Origin of the sequence: Endozoicomonas sp. ALC020, assembly GCF_049275935.1 — a bacterium.
Lineage (GTDB): Bacteria > Pseudomonadota > Gammaproteobacteria > Pseudomonadales > Endozoicomonadaceae > Endozoicomonas_A.
Genome location: NZ_CP184830.1, coordinates 4,343,720 through 4,362,436 on the forward strand (window position 1 = coordinate 4,343,720; position 18,717 = coordinate 4,362,436).

14 protein-coding genes are annotated in these 18,717 nt (G+C 46.2%); 6 read left to right on the forward strand and 8 right to left on the reverse strand.

What is annotated here, in order from left to right; genetic code table 11:
- Nucleotides 1-99: 99 nt before the first annotated feature.
- The 3 genes from ACOJUO_RS16585 to ACOJUO_RS16595 all read right to left on the reverse strand — a co-directional run bounded on the left by ACOJUO_RS16585 (nucleotide 100) and on the right by ACOJUO_RS16595 (nucleotide 658).
- Nucleotides 100-198, reverse strand: a complete 99-nt coding sequence (locus ACOJUO_RS16585) for a DUF4277 domain-containing protein (RefSeq protein WP_422133111.1) — start codon at nucleotides 196-198, stop codon at nucleotides 100-102.
- A 9-nt stretch (nucleotides 199-207) separates the two neighbouring features.
- A complete protein-coding gene (locus ACOJUO_RS16590; RefSeq protein WP_422137085.1) occupies nucleotides 208-267 on the reverse strand; it encodes a hypothetical protein in 60 nt (19 codons plus the stop codon).
- Between the two features lie 103 nt (nucleotides 268-370).
- A complete protein-coding gene (locus tag ACOJUO_RS16595) occupies nucleotides 371-658 on the reverse strand; it encodes a hypothetical protein (protein ID WP_422133112.1) in 288 nt (95 codons plus the stop codon).
- A 155-nt stretch (nucleotides 659-813) separates the two neighbouring features.
- Here ACOJUO_RS16595 and ACOJUO_RS16600 point away from each other — a divergent pair, with 155 nt between their 5' ends.
- The 6 genes from ACOJUO_RS16600 to ACOJUO_RS16625 all read left to right on the forward strand — a co-directional run bounded on the left by ACOJUO_RS16600 (nucleotide 814) and on the right by ACOJUO_RS16625 (nucleotide 10,418).
- Nucleotides 814-993, forward strand: coding sequence for a hypothetical protein (locus tag ACOJUO_RS16600; RefSeq protein ID WP_422133113.1), 180 nt, complete (start codon nucleotides 814-816; stop codon nucleotides 991-993).
- Between the two features lie 63 nt (nucleotides 994-1,056).
- Nucleotides 1,057-4,032, forward strand: coding sequence for an RING finger domain-containing protein (locus tag ACOJUO_RS16605; RefSeq protein WP_422137544.1), 2,976 nt, complete (start codon nucleotides 1,057-1,059; stop codon nucleotides 4,030-4,032).
- A 64-nt stretch (nucleotides 4,033-4,096) separates the two neighbouring features.
- The gene (locus ACOJUO_RS16610) at nucleotides 4,097-7,078 is read left to right on the forward strand and encodes an RING finger domain-containing protein (protein WP_422137545.1); all 2,982 of its coding nucleotides are present in this window, start codon (nucleotides 4,097-4,099) and stop codon (nucleotides 7,076-7,078) included.
- A 64-nt stretch (nucleotides 7,079-7,142) separates the two neighbouring features.
- A complete protein-coding gene (locus ACOJUO_RS16615; RefSeq protein ID WP_422133116.1) occupies nucleotides 7,143-7,493 on the forward strand; it encodes a hypothetical protein in 351 nt (116 codons plus the stop codon).
- A gap of 29 nt (nucleotides 7,494-7,522) precedes the next feature.
- Entirely contained in the window at nucleotides 7,523-10,129 is a 2,607-nt protein-coding gene (locus tag ACOJUO_RS16620) for an RING finger domain-containing protein (protein WP_422137546.1), read from the forward strand.
- A gap of 7 nt (nucleotides 10,130-10,136) precedes the next feature.
- Nucleotides 10,137-10,418 carry a hypothetical protein gene (locus ACOJUO_RS16625; RefSeq protein WP_422137547.1) on the forward strand — a complete coding sequence of 94 codons (282 nt, stop codon included), beginning with the start codon at nucleotides 10,137-10,139 and terminating at the stop codon, nucleotides 10,416-10,418.
- A 206-nt stretch (nucleotides 10,419-10,624) separates the two neighbouring features.
- Here ACOJUO_RS16625 and ACOJUO_RS16630 read toward each other — a convergent pair whose 3' ends face one another.
- From ACOJUO_RS16630 to ACOJUO_RS16650, 5 genes are all read right to left on the reverse strand, one after another.
- Nucleotides 10,625-11,611 carry a transposase gene (locus ACOJUO_RS16630; protein ID WP_422133119.1) on the reverse strand — a complete coding sequence of 329 codons (987 nt, stop codon included), beginning with the start codon at nucleotides 11,609-11,611 and terminating at the stop codon, nucleotides 10,625-10,627.
- Nucleotides 11,612-11,787: 176 nt separating this feature from the next.
- Nucleotides 11,788-12,513 carry a hypothetical protein gene (locus ACOJUO_RS16635; RefSeq protein WP_422137548.1) on the reverse strand — a complete coding sequence of 242 codons (726 nt, stop codon included), beginning with the start codon at nucleotides 12,511-12,513 and terminating at the stop codon, nucleotides 11,788-11,790.
- 364 nt (nucleotides 12,514-12,877) lie between these two features.
- Nucleotides 12,878-14,131, reverse strand: coding sequence for a valine--pyruvate transaminase (locus tag ACOJUO_RS16640; RefSeq protein ID WP_422133121.1), 1,254 nt, complete (start codon nucleotides 14,129-14,131; stop codon nucleotides 12,878-12,880).
- A 326-nt stretch (nucleotides 14,132-14,457) separates the two neighbouring features.
- Nucleotides 14,458-16,761 (reverse strand): hypothetical protein, encoded by a 2,304-nt coding sequence (locus tag ACOJUO_RS16645; protein ID WP_422137549.1) that lies wholly within the window; start codon nucleotides 16,759-16,761, stop codon nucleotides 14,458-14,460.
- Nucleotides 16,762-17,059: 298 nt separating this feature from the next.
- Nucleotides 17,060-18,712: a hypothetical protein gene (locus tag ACOJUO_RS16650; RefSeq protein ID WP_422137550.1), complete on the reverse strand. Its 1,653-nt coding sequence runs from the start codon at nucleotides 18,710-18,712 to the stop codon at nucleotides 17,060-17,062.
- Nucleotides 18,713-18,717 lie beyond the last annotated feature (5 nt).

An 18,717-nucleotide genomic window follows, 5' to 3' on the forward strand; every position in this document is an offset into this window, starting at 1 on the left:
TATGAATACAGTTCAAGTCGTCTGGATTGTCATGACTTTCATAGACTCCATCCACATGAAAGCTCGTGCCATCCAGATTTAATGCCTTGCAAGGAAGTTTCAGATAATGACGACCTTGACGGCCAGATTGCGATACAAGTCATTAAAACCAGCGTCGTGCAGACTATCGAGAGTCCGACCAAGTACCTTGTCGTTCAAGTGGTCGGCTTATATAACTTTCCTGATAAGGCGGTCAGTCGGCTTACCATCAAAAAACTCAGGGTACATGTACAGTGTCTGTCCCTTAAAGCCCAAGTCACCATTTCTTTGACAACAGATTTTAGGTAAATATCAACCGGGGTGGTGGAAGGCGGTTACTCATCTTGAGATTTTAGAAAGTTTCTGGGGGGCTGGTTGCGCTACTCTCGGTCGGCTTTCTATACCACCAAGACCACCAGAGTAAGTGGATTTCTAAAAACAGCTCTGGGTGACCTTGCAGGTTGCGGATATCTTTCGCTGTAGTGAATAAAAGTGGGTGTTGGTAGGCTTCAGGAATTTTATAGATTTTCAGGATTTTTTTATGGCTTTGCTGAAGCTCATCTTTTAGTTTCTTTTCACAGTCTAGCGCTTCAGGGGTGCCCACCTCAATTGGCGCTTCTCGTTGAAGTCTTTTTTTCAATGGTTCGCCAAACTGGTTGCGAACAAAGAAAATCCGCTCCGATGGATGATTCCGCCTTAACAGAGCCTGCAATACCTCTGAATCAAGCTCGTTAAACCCATACTCCCCCATAACCAGCAAACCAGCTCTTTTGAGCCTATGGTGTCCCTGTGTTTATGGCTCCTGCCAGTGGTAATGTAAACGACAAAACCTGTTTTCAGGAAATTATCAAAAATCATTTGTCATGTTTTAAGGCCGCTTTGAATAGCCGCTATGTGGTGACCACCGGTTTAGTGTCACTTGATAGAGGTACCGAAAACATTGCAAAAATCATTGAGCTATGGAAGGAAGAGTAACCCCACCAGGTTCAGGAAATTCTGGGCTATTCTCTGATGCACCACCAATAATGAGATTCACCTATGTCGTTCCTTTATTTTTCCAGAACAGACATTCAACACGGATTGTCTTGTTATTTTCTGGCAAACAAGAAGGGCGTGATGGGTATTTTGGTTCTTTCCCTGCTGGCTATGCTAGTTGTGCCGTTATGCTATTCCTCAACCCTTATTGACCGTCATCATCCCGATGGGCGCAAGTTTCGGATTGAAATCAACGATGGGAAAACACGCAATAGCACACTGACAGTGACAGGAGGCCAGCGTGCTGGCAATGCCGATTTTCCCGGTGTCGCCAGCGGAGTTTTTTTTTATTCGCCTCCTCCCTGGGGAGGTGGAGGCGGCAGGCCATCGGGATTATTCGAAATTGACCTGACTATTCTGCAACCCGTCATCAACTGGCTGATGTCCATAGGTAAGGATTCTGGTGCCGCCACGACTTGCCCGGAGGATGGTCAACCCTCTGGCAACAAACTTAACGCGGGATCAAATGACGCAACTAACCAACACCATCAACAGGAAAAAAGAGAAGCACCTGAAAATCGGGAGAACAAATCACCGGGAGAAGGTAATGGTAGCAGCGGCGATGGCAATAACAGAAAAGACGACAATGGAGAGGAGGGTAAAAATAATGCTTCGACTCAGGACCTTGAGCTACTTGCCAACCAGCTTTTAGCCATCATTGAAAGCGACGAACCCAACGCCGCTTTTAAATTCAGGGAAATGTTAGAGAAGCTGGACATGCCTCAGCGTTTGAAGGTTCTGGAAACAAAAGGCACAAACATCAGCGGCAATACCGTTACTCCTCTAGAGGCGATATTGGCACTGCCGCGTTCTTCCCATGAACACTCAACACGCAACCGATTTATCGGGCAGCTGATAGAAGCCGCTGGCAACAAACGCCAGATGATTTTGTCTGATATTGTTTTGGACATAATCCACAAGGTCAATCAATCTCACCAACAACCACAGATAGGGGATTTTGAAAAAGGTTGCTTTACTGAGTACTTTATTCAATTGTTCCTGCTTCATTCAAACCCGGTTGAGCGTATTCGCAATCTATTAGAAGAAATATCAGATTTAGCCATAAGGAATGAGATTATAAATAATGCACAATCATTAACACTCCCCACCTCTTTTCTGGATACCTTGAAACAATTTAACCAGCACTCATCGTTCCATGAATTAATGCGCTTGTCAAATGAACTGCGTATGCAAAATGATTACATAGCGATCACTACTTCGGTCAATAATGCACTGCGTGTGGATAAACATGAATCCAGACACATTATTGATGCAGAGTGCGCGATATGTAAGGAGCAGTTTGAACGCTCGTCAAATATAGTGAAAACGCCCTGTAATCACCTTTATCACGTCGATTGTTTAAATCAGTGGCTCAAAAAAAGGAAGCAGGATCGTGCAATTCAAGATTGCCCTACATGTCGTACACAATTATATGGCTTAAGAAAAAAACTTAACGACTTTAACAAACTATTGAGAAAATACGACGGTTGTCATTCTTTAGCTACTGCAAAAAGAGCATTTAAGGAATTGAATATAGCAGAAACAAGTTTTGCAACCTTTTACCATTTTCTCCAATATTGCCGACATAGCAGCCAGACATCTGATGATTCAAAGTTTAAAAATATCTTGCGAAGCTTCATTCGTCCCGTGATAAAAGCCGAGATCCACCATGACGGTAAAGTCAACTCAGCCACCTTCAGCGCCAATAACCACCGTGTGGTGACCGCCAGTGACGATGGCACTGCGAAAATCTATGTCTTTCAGTCCGATGGATCCTGGAAGGAAGAATTCACTATTCGTCACGATGGTCCGGTCAAATTGGCCAGCTTCAGCGCCGATAGTAACCGTGTGTTGACCGCCAGTGAAGACGGGACAGCAAAAATCCATGTTCTGAAGGAGGGTGGATCATGGCAAGAAGAACTCACTATCCAACACCCTGGGCCCATTAATTCAGCCAGCTGCAGCGCCGATGGTAGCCGTGTGTTGACCGCCAGTGACGATGGGGCAGCAAAAATTTATGTTCTGAAGGAGAGTGGATCATGGGAAGAAGAAGGAACCACCCACCATGATGGTTCGATCCATTTAGCCAGCTTCAGTCCTGATGGTAGCCATGTGTTAACTGTCGGCAAAGATAACCTGGTAAAAATCACAGGCAAATCAGCTAATGGATCATGGCAAGTAAAATTTATCTTTCTCCATAGGGACCATGTCAACTCAGCCATCTTTAGCCCCAATAACCGCTATGTGGTGACCGCCAGTAACGATGGCACGGCAAAAATCATTGGCCAGAAAGGCGATCAGTCTTGGGAAGAAGAATTCACCATTAGCCACATTGGTACCAATGGTTCGATCCTATCAGCCGCCTTCAGCCCCAATAGCCGACATGTGCTGACTGTTGGCAAGGATAATCTGGTTAAAATCATTGGCAAACAGGCCGATGGATCATGGCTGGAAAAAGCCATCATTTCCCATAGTGATCATATCAACTCAGCCACTTTCAGTCCCAATAGCCACCATGTGATAACCGCCAGTTTCGACAAACAGGCAAAAATCTACAGCAAAAAGACCGATGTATTATGGGAAGAAGAAATCACTAACCACCACAATCATAGGGTCTCCTCAGCTACCTTCAGTCCCAATAGCCTAAGAGCAGTAAGCACCAGTCTGGATGGAACGGCAAAAACCCGTAGCCGTAAGAATGGGGAAGAAGGATTCACTATCCTTCATCATGGTGGTTTCACTTCGGCCACCTTCAGTGCCGATAACTGCCTTTTGATGACCTTTGGTGAAGATCCTACGGCGAAAATCAATATCCTGGGCAATTCACGGAAAAAAGAACTCCTTATCCACAACTCTGGTCCGATATCCTCAGCCACCTTCAGCGCCAATAGCCGCTTTGTGGTGACCACCGGTTTAGTGTCACTTGATAGAGGTACCGAAAACATTGCGAAAATCATTGAACTATGGAAGGAAGAGTAACCCCACCAGCGTTCTGGAAATTCTGGGCTATTCTCTGATGCACCACCAATAATGAGATTCACCTATGTCGTTCCTTTATTTTTCCAGAACAGACATTCAACACGGATTGTCTTGTTATTTTCTGGCAAACAAGAAGGGCGTGATTGATATTTTGGTTCTTTCCCTGCTGGCTATGATGGTTGTGCCGTTATGCTATTCCTCAACGCTTATTGATCGTCATTATCCCGATGGGCGCAAGGTTCGGATTGAGATCAATGATTGGAGAACACGTAATAACACACTGACATTGACAGGAGGCCAGCCCGCTGGCAACGCCGACTTTCCCGGTGTCGGGAGCGGAGGCTTCTTTTATTTGCCTCCTCCTCCCTGGGGAGGTGGAAGACCATCGGGATTATTCGAAATTGACCTGACTATTCTGCAACCCGTCATCAACTGGCTGATGTCCATAGGTAAGGATTCTGGTGCCGCCACGACTTGCCCGGAGGATGGCCAACCCTCTGGCAACAAACCTAACGCGGGATCAAATGACGCAACTAACCAACACCATCAACAGGAAAAAAGAGAAGCACCTGAAAATCGGGAGAACAAATCACCGGGAGAAGGTAATGGTAGCAGCGGCGATGGCAATAACAGAAAAGACGACAATGGAGAGCAGAGTAAAAATAATGCTTCGACTCAGGACCTTGAGCTACTTGCCAACCAGCTTTTAGCCATCATTGAAAGCGACGATCCCAACGCCGTTTTTAAATTCAGGGAAATGTTAGAGAAGCTGGACATGCCTCAGCGTTTGCAGGTTCTGGAAACAAAAGGCACAAACATCAGGGGCAATAACGTTACTCCTCTTGAGGCGATATTGGCAATGCCGCGTTCTTCCCATGAGCACTCAACACGCAACCGATTTATCGGGCAGCTGATAGAAGCCGCTGGCAACAACCGCCAGATGATTTTGTCTGAGATTGTTCTGGATATAATCCACAAGCTCAACCAATCCGACCAACAACCACAGATAGGGGATTTTGAAAAATGTTGCTTTACTGATTACTTTATTCAATTGTTCCTGCTTCATTCAAACCCGGTTGAGCGTATTCGCAATCTATTAGAAAAAATATCAGATTTAGCCATAAGGAATGAGATTATAAATAATGCGCAATCATTGACATTCCCCACCTCTTTTCTGGATACCTTGAAACAATTTAACCAGCACTCATCGTTCCATGAATTAATACGCTTATCAAATGAATTGCGTATGCAAAATGATTACATAGCGATCACTGCTTCGGGCAATAATGTACTGTTTCTGGATAAACATGAATCCAGTCAAATTATTGGTGCGGAGTGCGCGGTATGTAAGGAGCAGTTTGAACGCTCGTCAAATATAGTGAAAACGCCCTGTAATCACCTTTATCACGTTGATTGTTTAAGTCAGTGGCTCCAAAATAGGTATCAGAGTCGTGCAATTCAAGATTGTCCTACATGTCGAACACGAATAATTGGCTTAACAACAAAACTTTACCACTTTAACAAACTATTGAGAAAATACGACGGTTATCATTCTTTAGCTACTGCAAGAAGGGCAGCGAATGAATTAAATACAGAAGAAACAAATTTTGCAACCTTTTACCATTTTATCCAATATTGCCGACATAGCAGCCAGGCATCTGATGATTCAAAGTTTCTAACTATCTTGCGAAGTTTCATTCGTCCCGAGGTAAAAGTCGAGATCCGCCATGACGGTAAAGTCAACTCAGCCACCTTCAGCGCCAATAACCAACGTGTGGTGACTGCCAGTGACGGTGGCACTGCCAAAATCTATGTCTTTCAGTCCGATGGATCCTGGAAGGAAGAATTCACTATTCGTCACGATGGTCCGGTCAAATCAGCCAGCTTCAGCGCCGATAGTCGCCGTGTGTTGACTGCCAGTGACGATGGGACAGCAAAAATCCATGTGTGGAAGGAGGATGGATCATGGCAAGAAGAAATCACTATCCGCCACCGTGGGTCCATTCATTCAGCCAGCTTCAGCGCCGATAATTGCCGTGTTTTGACCGCCAGTGACGGTGCAGCAAAAATTTATGTTCTGAAGGAGAGTGGATCATGGGAAGAAGAAGGGAGCATCAACCATGATGATCCGATCCATTTAGCCAGCTTCAGTCCTGATGGTAGCCATGTGGTGACTGTTGGCAAAGATAACGTGGTGAAAATCAAGGGCAAATCCGCCGATGGATCATGGCAAGTAAAATTTATCGTTCTCCACAGGAACCATGTTAACTCAGCCATCTTTAGCCCCAATAACTGCTATGTCGTGACCGCCAGTAACGATGGCACGGCAAAAATCATTGGCCGGAAAGACGACGAATCATGGGAAGAAGAATTCACCATTAACCACATGAGTACCGGTGGTTCGATCCTATCAGCCACCTTCAGCCCCGATAGCCGACATGTGCTGACTATCGGCAAGGATAACCTGGTTAAAATCATTGGCGAACAGGCCGATGGATCATGGCTGGAAAAAGTCATCATTTCCCATAGTGATCTTATCAGCACAGCCACTTTCAGTCCCAATAGCCGCCATGTGGTGACCGCCAGTTTCGACAAACAGGCAAAAATCTACGGCGAAAAAACCGATGTATTATGGGAAGAAGAAATCACGATCCACCACAATCATAGGGTCTCCTCAGCCATCTTCAGTGCCAATAGCCGACGTGTAGTAACCACCAGTCTGGATGGAACGGCAAAAACCCATAGCCACCAGAATGATGGATCATGGAAAGAAGGAATCACTGTCCTTCATCATGGTGGTGGTTTCACTTTAGCCACCTTAAGTGCCGATAACTTCTATTTGATGACCTTTGGTGAATATCTTACGGCGAAAATCAATATCCTGGACAATGCACGGAAAAAAGAACTCTTTATCTTCAACTCTGGTCCGATATCCTCAGCCACCTTCAGCGCCAATAGCCGCTTTGTGGTGACCACCGGTTTAGTGTCACTTGATAGAGGTACCGAAAACATTGCGAAAATCATTGAACTATGGAAAGAAGAGTAACTCCAGTAGCACCCCGGAAATTCTTGGCTATTCTCTGATGCACTACCAATAATGAGATTCACCCATGGCGTTCCTTTATTTTTCCAAAACAAACATCCAACACGGATTGTTCTGGCATTTTCTGACAAACAAGAAGGGCGAGATGGGTATTTTTGTTTTTTCCCTGCTGGCTATGCTAGTTGTGCCGTTATGCTATTCCTCAACCCTTATTGACCGTCATCATCCCGATGGGCGCAAGTTTCGGATTGAAATCAACGATGGGAAAACACGCAATAGCACACTGACAGTGACAGGAGGCCAGCGCGCTGGCAATGCCGATTTTCCCGGTGTCGCCAGCGGATTTTTTTTTATTCGCCTCCTCCTCCCTGGGGAGGTGGAGGCGGCAGGCCATCGGGATTATTCGAAATTGACCTGACTATTCTGCAACCCGTCATCAACTGGCTGATGTCCATAGGTAAGGATTCTGGTGCCGCCACGACTTGCCCGGAGGATGGCCAACCCTCTGGCAACAAACCCAATGTGGGATCAAATGACGCAACTAACCAACACCATCAACAGGAAAAAAGAGAAGCACCTGAAAATCGGGAGAACACATCACCGGGAGAAGCTAATGGTAGCAGCGGGGATGGCAATAACAGAAAAGACGACAATGGAGAGCAGAGTAAAAATAATGCTTCGCCTCAGGACCTTGAGCTACTTGCCAGCCAGCTTTTAGCCATCATTGAAAGCGACGAACCCAATGCCGCTTTTAAATTCAGGGAAATGTTAGAGAAGCTGGACATGCCTCAGCGTTTGCAGGTTCTGGAAACAAAAGGCACAAACATCAGCGGCAATACCGTTACTCCTCTAGAGGCGATATTGGCACTGCCGCGTTCTTCCCATGAACACTCAACACGCAACCGATTTATCGGGCAGCTGATAGAAGCCGCTGGCAACAACCGCCAGATAATTTTGTCTGAGATTGTTCTGGACATAATCCACAAGCTCAACCAATCCGACCAACAACCACAGATAGGGGATTTTGAAAAATGTTGCTTTACTGATTACTTTATTCAATTGTTCCTGCTTCATTCAAACCCGGTTGAGCGTATTCGCAATCTGTTAGAAAAAATATCGGATTTAGCCATAAAGAATGAGATTATAAATAATGCACAATCATTAACACTCCCCACCTCTTTTCTGGATACCTTGAAACAATTTAACCAGCACTCATCGTTCCATGAATTAATGTGCTTATCAAATGAACTGCGTATACAAAATAATTACATCGCTGTCAATTCTTTCGACGATAATGCACTGCGTGTGGATAAAGAAGAACCTGCAGACATTATTGATGCAGAGTGCACGGTATGTCAGGAGCAGTTTGTACGATCATCAAATATGGTTATAGTAAAAACGCCCTGCAATCATCTTTATCACGCAGGTTGTTTAAATCAGTGGCTGAAAAAAAGGAAGCACGATTGTTCAATTAGAAATTGTCCTTCATGTCGGACAGAATTAAATGCCTTAACTAAAAACCTTTCCGAATTTAACGAACTATTAAGAAAATACGACGGCTGTCATTCTTTAGCTATTGCAGAAAGAGCAGTTGAGGAATGGAATAAAGCAAAAACAAGTTATGAAACCCTATACCATTTTGTCCAGTTTTGCCGACATAGCAGCAGGGCATCTGATGATTCACAGTTTGTAAAACTCTTGCGACGCATCCTTCATCCCGTGACAAAAGCCAAGATTTACCATAAAGGTGAGGCCAACTCAGCCACCTTCAGCGCCAATAACCACCGTGTGGTGACCGCCAGTGACGATGGCACTGCGAAAATCTATGTTTATCAGTCCGATGGATCATGGAAGGAAGAACTCACTGTCCGCCACGATGGTCCGGTCAAATTAGCCAGCTTCAGCGCCGATAGTCGCCGTGTGTTGACCGGCAGTGACGATGGGACAGCAAAAATCTATGTTCAGAAGGAGGATGGATCATGGCAAGAAGAAATCACTATCCGCCACGACGGGCCCATTAATTCAGCCAGCTTCAGCACCGATAGCAGCCGCGCGTTGACCGCCAGTGACGATGGGACAGCAAAAATCCATGTTCAAAAGGAGGGAGGATCATGGGAAGAAGAAGTGACCATCAACCATGATGGTCTGATCCACTTAGCCAGCTTCAGTGCTGATGGTAGCCATGTGGTAACTGCCGACAAAGATAACCTGGTAAAAATCACAGGCAAATCCGCCAATGGATCATGGCAAGTAAAACTTATCGTTCACCATGAGGGCTCTGTCAACTCAGCCATCTTTAGCCCCGATAACCGCTATGTGTTGACCGCCAGTAACGATGGCATGGCAAAAATCATTGGCCAGAAAGACGACAAGTTATGGGAAGAAGAATTTACCATGGGTCACATTAGCACCGATGGCCCGATCGCATCAGCCGCCTTCAGCCCCGATAGCCGACATGTGCTGACTGTCGGCAAGGATAACCTTGTTAAAATCGTTGGCAAGTGGGCCGATGGATCATGGCTGGAAAAAGCCATCATTTCCCATAGTGATGGCATCAACACAGCCACCTTCAGTCCCGATAGCCGCCATGTGGTGACCGCCAGTTACGACAAAGAGGCAAAAATCTACGGCGAAAAGACCGATGTATTATGGGAAGAAGAAATCACTATCCACCACAATCATTGGGTCAGCTCAGCCACCTTCAGTCCCGATAGCCAACATGCAGTAACCAGCAGTTATGATGGAACGGCAAAAATCCATAGCCACAAGAATGATGGATCATGGGAAGAAGGGCGCACTATCCGTCATACGGGTTGGGTTGCTTCAGCCATCTTTAGTGCCGATGGCCGCTTTGTGATGACCTTTGGTGTTGATGGTACCGCGAAAATCAATTACCTGAAGGGCGCTATCCAATTCACTATCCGCCACCCCTTTGCAATCCCCTCAGCCAGCTTCAGTGCCGATAGCCGCTTTGTGCTGACCCAAAGTTTGTTGCCAGTATCTGATGGTCCCGCCAGCATTGTGAAGATTACTGAACTATGGAAGAATGATTGAGAAGGGCATGGTTGGTATTTTTGTTCTTTCAATGCTGGCTATGATGGTTGTGCCCTTATGCTATTCCTCAACCCTTATTGATCGTCATCATCCCGATGGTCACAGGGTTCGGATTGAAATCAATGATGGGAGAACACGCAATAGCACCCTGACATTGACGAGAGGCAAGCCCGCTGGCAACGCCGATTTTCCCGATGTCGGCAACGGAGGCTTCTTTTATTCGCCTCCTCATCCCTGGGGAGAAAAAGAAAAGAAAGAAAAAAGAAGAAAGAAAAGGACATCCATATAAATCCATATAAAATATAAACTAATAAATACGGTTCAAAAACCGAGAGCCCAGAAGTCCATTAAGCCCTGACAGCCACTCAAAAGAGGATATTAATCGTTTATCATAACAAACAACAAGCGAATCACTCAAAAGGGGGGGGGGAAGTCAGAAATAGCAGAGCTCCCCAGATGACAGGAGAAGCAAATAACAACGGGAAAATTAGGCAATCAACTTATGCAACGAAATAAACGACTACAGGTAAACAATCCCTTTACCCATTGCTGCCCCATTTCCCGAGCAAAAGTTTTCATGGCTTCCAGCCTGCCCAATGCCCGATAGAAGCGATTATTCCATCTCATGGTTTTGAGCCATTCATTTGAATCAATTTCCAATCGGGTCAGAATGGGCGGGATATCTGAAGGGATTGAACCTTTCTTATCAGATCGGACTGCACGGCCACTCCAGTCAAGCAGCTCAAGATAATCGTGAAGAATATAAGGTAATGCCTTATCCGGATTTTGCCCCCGTGATCGAAAAGGCATGAGGGTGATTGGCTGCTTTCGGGTATCAGAACCTTCCAAATTTTCTATTCGTTCTTGTATCGACGTGTAGTCTGATCCTTCTGGAGTTTCCGCCATTTCAGCACGGAGCGGATTCAGGTCAACATAGGCCATGCAGGTCAACAACGCTGCCTCATCCAACAACGCCTGACTTTTAAACCGCCCTTCCCAGAAGCGACCTTTACAGCCATCTTCCTGGTTAGCCTCACGGGCAAGATATTCGTTCAGGCAACGCATGAACCAGCTGATGTTCGTTAAACGATTTCGATACTCTTCAACAAATTCGTCCACGCGAGCCAGTTCCGAATGACTCAGCTGGTTAGCAGCAAGATACCTCTGAACCAGAAGCGGCCCTGTGAAAAGCCTTGTCCATCGACTCAAAATTTCGTCTCTTGTCCACTCTCTGGCAGGTTTTTGATTAATATGCAAAACCACATGATAGTGATTCGACATGACAGCATAGGCGCAGACTTCTATAGAAAAGATTGAAACCAGTTCTCTGAGTTTATCTACAATCCACTGCCGACGGTGCTCGTAGTTTTTGCCTGTTAAATAATCCTCTCCACACAAATACGCTCTGCGTACGCATCGAGCTATGCAGTGATAATAAGGCGTGGAACCTGGGTCGATCAAAGAACTTCGTGCACGGGTCATAACCTCTCCTGCCGGAACTAAAACTCAGCAACGAAAAAGATAGACGAACTGATTTTTTTGTCAAATATAAGGGTGTCCTATTATTTTTTTTTTTCAGGGTGTCCCTATTATTTTTTTTCAGGGTGTCCTATTATTTTGTTGAGAAGCCGGTAACACCAGGCTTTCAATAGAGACGGTTACAGCGGCGATGGGTAGAGGCGGTCTTCAATGATATCTCCGGTAGAGGCATTTACGACCAATCTTTTCTTATAGCGGCTTTCGTCCAGATAATAAATTTCCCGGACTGGCTGTTTTTTCCAGCGAGCCAGACGGGTTTTCAGGATCACCATGCTCTTGTGAGTATCCCTGGCCTTTGTTATGACCTGATTCAGGGACAGCAGTTTACCCTGAGGTTTCATTGTGTAGTTGTATTCGTCAATGATCATGCCAGTATAGGCATCAAGCGTCGTAGACCAGCGCTTGTGTTTCTTGTCTATAAAGTCAACGATTTGAACCAGCTGGCCATTTTGCATGTCGGTCCTTGTTTTCAGTATGGCTACAACAGAATGTTTACTTTTGACTTTGGCTATGATTTTTTGCAGCGGCATGGGCGACTGTAATTGAGCAACTTCAATGATCCTGCCTGATCGGGCATCAACCACTGCACGCTGGTTTCTGTTCATACTGTCAGTGAAGTCTATGACCCTGACCTTACGTTTGTCTTCTTCAGTCATACGTACACTCTGAATGATGACCTCACCGTACTTCTTTCGAATCTGAATGATGATCTGTTCCAATGGCCACAGGTGGTTAGCTTCCACAGGTGTTGGCGATTCGGCCTTGCCGTCAGTCACTAATAATAACGACATGATCAGTGACAGGATCAAGGCTCGAGAGAAACAGGACAGGAATTGTCTGTACATAACACAGTACCTGCGTTTTATATTGCAGATGCGAAGCCGCAGAAGAGGTCTTATGCAAACTGGAACATAAAACCGAATTATGAATTTACATCTTTCCGACAGGCTTCCGGCTGAATGGTTTTGTTTTCAGTCAAACTCATTGAAGCCATATACTAGCTGTTAATGTAGATTTGAATGGTTGGAATGCAAGCCTGAGTCTTCTCCAATATTAACTGACCATCGCCCGATAAAGGCTGTCCAAAACTCTAACAACTCGTCCCTTCGCTCCGCGTGAGAGCGCATAAGGGCCGGGAACCGGACTTTGATAACAAAGACAGCTTATGGGAGTCCGTGTTTTGCGACAGCCTTGACAGGGCGAGCAGAGTCAATCTTGATAAGCTTTGCGGACTTCTTCGGCAATAACATGGATACCACGCTCTACCGTTTCATTATCGCGTGAGTAAGTCATCCTCAGACATTCATGCTTGTGTTGCCAGTCATCATCCATGCCCGGGAAGAAATAGTGGCCGGAGACGACCAGAACGTTACGTTTTTTCAGTCGCTCGTAAAGTTCCTGACTGCTAATGGGTAGTCCTTCAAACCAGAGCCACAGGAACATGGCACCTTCCGGTTTGTGTATTTTCCAGTTCACGCCATTGAGATACTTATGTAATAGAGAAACGGCAAATCTGACCTTGTCTTCATAGTAAGGACGAATCACATTTTTACTAAGATCTATGATGCTGTCATCACGGATCATATCCAGCACAATCAGGCTACCAAAGCTGTTGGGAGCCAGATTCATGATGGCGTTAATACCAGACAATGCTTTGATAACCTGTTCGTTGGCAATGACGATGCCGGTTCTGGCAGCGGGCAGCCCAAGCTTGGAAAGGCTAAGGCAGAGAATGGTGTTCTCATTCCATTCCGGGTTGGCATTACTGAAGATCAGATTCGGGAACGGGGTGCCGTAGGCGCCGTCAATGATCAGAGGAATGTTATGGGCTCTGGCTATTTCGTCCAGCCGACTGACTTCCGAGTCGGTCAGGACATTGCCGGTTGGGTTGGTCGGGCGGGAAGCGCAGAGTGCACCGGTCCGTTCATCGACTTTCAGGCTGCTGAAATCAACATGGTATTTGAACATGTATTTATCAATGATCCTGATTTCAGGCTTGTTAGCGATGAAGAAATTTTCACTCAGACCTGCATCACCGTAACCAATATATTCAGGCGCCAGTGGTAACTGAATACAACGATGACTGCCATCATCATAATCACCAGCAAACATATTGAAGAGCATGAAAAATGCCGCCTGACTGCCGTTGCTCAGAGCAATGTTTTCCGGCCCCAGCTGCCAGCCAAACTGACGGTTCAGAAAGCGAGCCGTCTCATGAATAAATTCTTTTTCTCCCTGGGGGGGGTCATAGGTCCCGATCAGACGGGTGAACTCAGATTGACTATCCAGAATTTTCCGAAGTCGCTGACGAAAAGCCTCTTCCACTTCAGGAATATGGGCCGGATTGCCTCCACCCATCATGATCATATCCTGGCCGCCGGCCAGTGCATTTCCCAGGTCATCCATAAGTTGGAGAATGCCCGAATGACTGGTAAATTTCGTGCCAAATGTGGAAAGCTTCATGCTTGTCTCAGGTCAACATAAAATCGAAAGGCTTTTGCTCATTCGCAGTAAAGCCCGGAAAGGGTTATCCTGCTGAAGGCTGTATTGAGTGAAGATTGCCGTCAGGGTGCAAGACTGTCGCAAAAGTGCTTCGCTTTGCCCGCTACTTGTGCGCTAGTCCCGGTGCTTGCGGACACTCGAGTCGTTTGAATCTCAGCGCTCTTATACCAGGAAATATCCCGGCAGTTTAACTGAGATTGTGCTTTTGTGCATAAGATATTTTATGCCCCCCCCCCGCCCTGCTCATCGTTTGACGTGGGGTGGGGTTCTGGCGAACTGTTTGCAAGTTACTCGGGTAGAGGATCTTCTGCAATAGCATTCATTTTGATAAGAGGCTCCCTTTGGAGAGAACGTCTGCTTTTGTACCTGACGTAGCTGATAACAATGCCCGCACCGACAATGGCAACTACGCCAGTGGTTATCAGAGCGGTTTGCCAGTCATGCATACCTGACGAGTCGAGTCTTTTCCTGTCGTCCGAAAACTCAAGACCTGCCGGAGTTGAATTGTTGTTGGTTGGCTGTATTTGTGTCACGAGGCTTTGTGAATGGGTGGGCAGGCTGCTGGCTGGTGATGAATCTGGATGTTCTCTGGTGCTGTTACCCCTGGTATTTATATGTTCGGAAATTTTATCCTTGCTACTGTTGCTGCGTTTATCGGTAGACTTTAGTGGGGTTGGCGAAGTCGGCGGTGATGTGCCATTGAAATTTTTGTGTGAACTTGCCGTTATCGACTCTAAATCAGATTTACTTCTGAGGGATAAGCCAGAGGTCACTGGTTTCTCTGCCCGGGAGCTCAGATCGGGTGTTGTGACAGAATGCGTTGCAGACTCTCTGAAACTGCTCTCATAGCTTGTTTCTGTAGGCTTTTCTGAAAAGCGACGGCTGTCTGAAGAGGGTGTTCCAGGAAAGTGATTCCTGCGCTTGTCGGAGTCTGACAGCTCAGACGGGGGGAGTCCTGTTGTTGGAATGACAAACCCTCCCGGGCAGGAAGTCGTCCCGTCAGAAAATACAAAGCCACCGATGATGGTAGTATGTTCAAGCTGGTGGCAGGGATCATTACCTAAGGTATTAAACTGGTTGTTTCTGTCGCCTGAGAGTGTGACAGGCAGTGTCAGATCGCTCCGACGTTCTATGGACACCCGCTTGCCAAGAAGCCGGTTTGATTTCAACACCAGCTTTTGATAGCCGGTCAAAGACAGTGCTGCCTGATAACCCTCGATAAGATTGCCCGTCATATCGACGGTCAACGGGGCTTGCCATTCTTCGCTGCTCTGGTTCGGGCCATCAATGCTGATGCCTCTTGTATTCACCTCATCCTCTTCTGTTGTCACAAACTCACTGTTGCTAATGCTGACTTTAACGTGTTCGGGAAGAGCCAGGTTCATAGCCTTTGGCGCATTCCCGAGGATGTAATTATCTTTGAATTCCAGAGCCCGAATAAATTCAGGTTTGGGTGTGGCATCCCGGTAGGTAAGGTCAATATCCACAGCTGTTTCAACGGGATTGAGATTTCCTTTGTTGTAGCAGGAATAGACCTGATTGTTCGAAAAGCCAATCAGGGTTCTGTTCCTGAAAAGTGCTGAATAGACGTTTTCCGATTCATCGGCAAGAGAAAGGCTGATAGCCGGTTTCAGGATCTGAAAGAACTCATTCCTGAAAATATTGGCCATGTAGCCATTGTCCGGGACTTCCAGGGACTTCAGGTTCAACTCTCCTTTCAGCATCTCAGTGTACACTTCGTGGCTGGCAGTAGTGACAATCTTCGAATCAGCTTCGCAATGTTTGCCAGCATCTTCCTTAAAGGCGTCCAGTGCAGGTAACGTGGTCAAACCCGTGATCAGGATGCCTGCACCGTTAAAATGAATCAGCTCATCTTTGAAAAAACTTTTGTGGCTATGAGTGTGGCTGCGTCCACCGTACCAGCCATCGCTGCAATAATGTTTGTACTCAATTTTTCTCTTCAGGGCAGCAAAATAGCCGTCTGCCAATGAACCGTCACTGCGGTCCAGTGGCACCCCGATGAGCATCTGCCCTGCTTTTAAATTGATGGTTTTTCTGACCTGAAAGTGTTCAAGCCAGTTACTGGGTAGGACCGAAGGCAGATCGTCGTGGCTACCGGCAATGACCGGCCGTTTCGAAGCGCAGTCTTCACCAGCGGAAACAGGTTCTGACTTCATGCCGACACCCACCAGAAGAAATGCGGTGTTGGTGGTCTCTTCCCATGGTCTGTCAGAATTGAACTCATCAATGCTTTCGTCGAGATAGTTGATTTTGCTTTCGTCGAGATAGCTTTTTTCGGTCGGGGTGTAGATAACACATCGGTCAAAGGATTGTCTGGTCCTGGCAGAGACTTGCCGGAGTGCTTTTACAGTTGCCTGTTTCATGGCTTCTGAGGTGAGCAGGTCGAGGTTCACGACTCTCCCTGAGCACAACCCGGAAAGTTCCAGTCTGCCTGTTGCGACAGTGGTTTGAGGTTGGCTGGCACTGTAAGTGGGGCTTGCGGTTGTTGCAGTGGTGGGGAAAGCTGGGGAAGATTCAGCCAATAAGGCCGTTATAAAAATAATAATGCAGAGAGACAGTAAGTATTTCATGGCGTCCTCATTACACAATAAGTGTCGTAAAACAAAAACGGTTAGTACAGGCAATCATTCATGCCGAAAAATGGCTGCTCAATATCAAGCAGGTACTGTTGTTTTTGTTAGATAATGTTTTTATTTGCTAAGGGAGTATAGACGGTGTTATCCATTGGTAGGTTTTTTTGAGAATTGATCGAAATACTGGCGCAAAAACATTTTCTTCAGGGGTGAGTGATTTACAGCGAAACCTCGCCTGTATCCTGCCTCATGATTTGACTGGAGGCAGGGTATTCCGGTGACCTGTTTGCATTGCTCAGAACTTGGATTTTGGTCCTGATAGTGCCATTTCAGAACCAAATCTCGCCAAGTAATAGTTTCTTATTTTGTACTTAAGGTATCCGCCAATAACACCCAGGGTCGCAATCGAAACTCCGCCAATGACCATTGCTGTGAGTGGCCAGGCGTTGGAGTCTTCCGGGTTGTTACTTTCTGTATAAGCAGAGAACTGAAAATAAGTGCTCTCTGTTGCATCGCTGAATGCTGCCTGTATTTCAGTCACGGCGCTGAGTAAAGCGGGGGTTGATTTACTGCTGGATGATGGATCAGGATACAACCCCCGCTTTTGATGACCTGCCAGAGACAATGCAGCCTGATAACCTTTTATAAGTTTTCCGGTTACATTAAGGGTTAATGAGGCTTGCCAGTTTTTGCTGCTCTGGTCCGGGCCATTGATACTGATACCTTTTGTATCCTTGTCACTGACTTTTGTCGTCACAAAAAGATTGTTGATAATGCTGGCTTTAACCTGTTCCGGAAGCACAAGGTTTATGGCTTGCGCTGCATTTCCCAGGATGTGATTGTCATTAAATTCCAGAGCCTGAATGACCCCGGACTCTGGTGAGGCATTCTGATAGGCAATGTTAATATTCACGGCCGTTTCAACCTGCCCCGGGTAGCAGGAATAGACCTGATTGTTCGAAAAATCAATCAGGGTTCTGTTGTTAAATAACCTTGAATCTACGTCTCGGGATTCATCCGCCAGAGAAATGCTAACGGCGGGCTGAAGGATTTGAAAGAGCTCATTCCCGAAAATATTGACTATGTCGCCTTCATCCGGAACTTCCGGCGATTTCAGGTCCAGCTCTCCTTTCAGTATTTCAGTGTGCATTTCGTGGCCTGGAGCGGCTCTAAGTGTATTAAGCCAATCCCGATCGCAAAGAGTTTTTGTTTGGAGGTCAGCCTGATAAGTACCAGTGAATGATGGTAACGTGGTTAAACCAGTAATCAGGATGTTTGTACCACTAAAATGAATCATCTCCCCTTTGTAAAAAAGACTTCTGAGGTTGTATAAGTGTTTGGAGCAGTTATTTGCCGGGTCAATTTTTCTCTTTAGACCTGCAAAATAACCCTTTGCAAATGCACCGTTGCTGCGGTCCAGTGGCACCCCGATCAGCATCTGTCCCGGTTTTAAATAAATGGTTTTTCTGAGCTGAAACTGTTCAAGCCAGTCCCTGGGTAAAACCGAAGGCTGCCCCTTCTGTTTTCCGGCAATGACCGGTTTCGTCGAAGCGCAGTCCTCTGCTGCTCTGACAGGTTCTGATTTTATGCCGACACCTACCAGCAGGAAAGCGGTATTGGCGGTGTCTTCTCTTGATTTGTTGGTATTGAATCCATTGATGTTTTCATCAAGATAGTTTCCCTTGGTCGGGGTCTCGATAACACAACGGTCGATGGGCTGTGTAGACCTGGCCAGGACCTGTTCCAGAGCCTTTACCGTTGCCCTTTTCATGGCCACAGTGCTGAGCAGTTCCTGATTCTCGATATTTCCTGAGCAGAGCTCGTAAAGCCTAAGTTCACTTGTTGCGGCAGTGGTTTGACTTGTTGGTATTGTCGGCAAAGCCGGACAAGATTCAGCAGACAGGACCGTTATAAGAGCGAGAATGCCAAGAGACAGTAAAAGCTTCATCGTTT

Bases quoted from the DNA above. Each gene is read 5' to 3' on its own strand.
- ACOJUO_RS16600 (WP_422133113.1), top strand. From the start codon at position 814: ATGGCTCCTGCCAGTGGTAATGTAAACGACAAAACCTGTTTTCAGGAA.
- ACOJUO_RS16605 (WP_422137544.1), top strand. From the start codon at position 1,057: ATGTCGTTCCTTTATTTTTCCAGAACAGACATTCAACACGGATTGTCT.
- ACOJUO_RS16610 (WP_422137545.1), top strand. From the start codon at position 4,097: ATGTCGTTCCTTTATTTTTCCAGAACAGACATTCAACACGGATTGTCT.
- ACOJUO_RS16615 (WP_422133116.1), top strand. From the start codon at position 7,143: ATGGCGTTCCTTTATTTTTCCAAAACAAACATCCAACACGGATTGTTC.
- ACOJUO_RS16620 (WP_422137546.1), top strand. From the start codon at position 7,523: ATGTCCATAGGTAAGGATTCTGGTGCCGCCACGACTTGCCCGGAGGAT.
- ACOJUO_RS16625 (WP_422137547.1), top strand. From the start codon at position 10,137: ATGGTTGGTATTTTTGTTCTTTCAATGCTGGCTATGATGGTTGTGCCC.
- ACOJUO_RS16630 (WP_422133119.1), bottom strand. From the start codon at position 11,611: ATGACCCGTGCACGAAGTTCTTTGATCGACCCAGGTTCCACGCCTTAT.
- ACOJUO_RS16635 (WP_422137548.1), bottom strand. From the start codon at position 12,513: ATGTACAGACAATTCCTGTCCTGTTTCTCTCGAGCCTTGATCCTGTCA.
- ACOJUO_RS16640 (WP_422133121.1), bottom strand. From the start codon at position 14,131: ATGAAGCTTTCCACATTTGGCACGAAATTTACCAGTCATTCGGGCATT.
- ACOJUO_RS16645 (WP_422137549.1), bottom strand. From the start codon at position 16,761: ATGAAATACTTACTGTCTCTCTGCATTATTATTTTTATAACGGCCTTA.
- ACOJUO_RS16650 (WP_422137550.1), bottom strand. From the start codon at position 18,712: ATGAAGCTTTTACTGTCTCTTGGCATTCTCGCTCTTATAACGGTCCTG.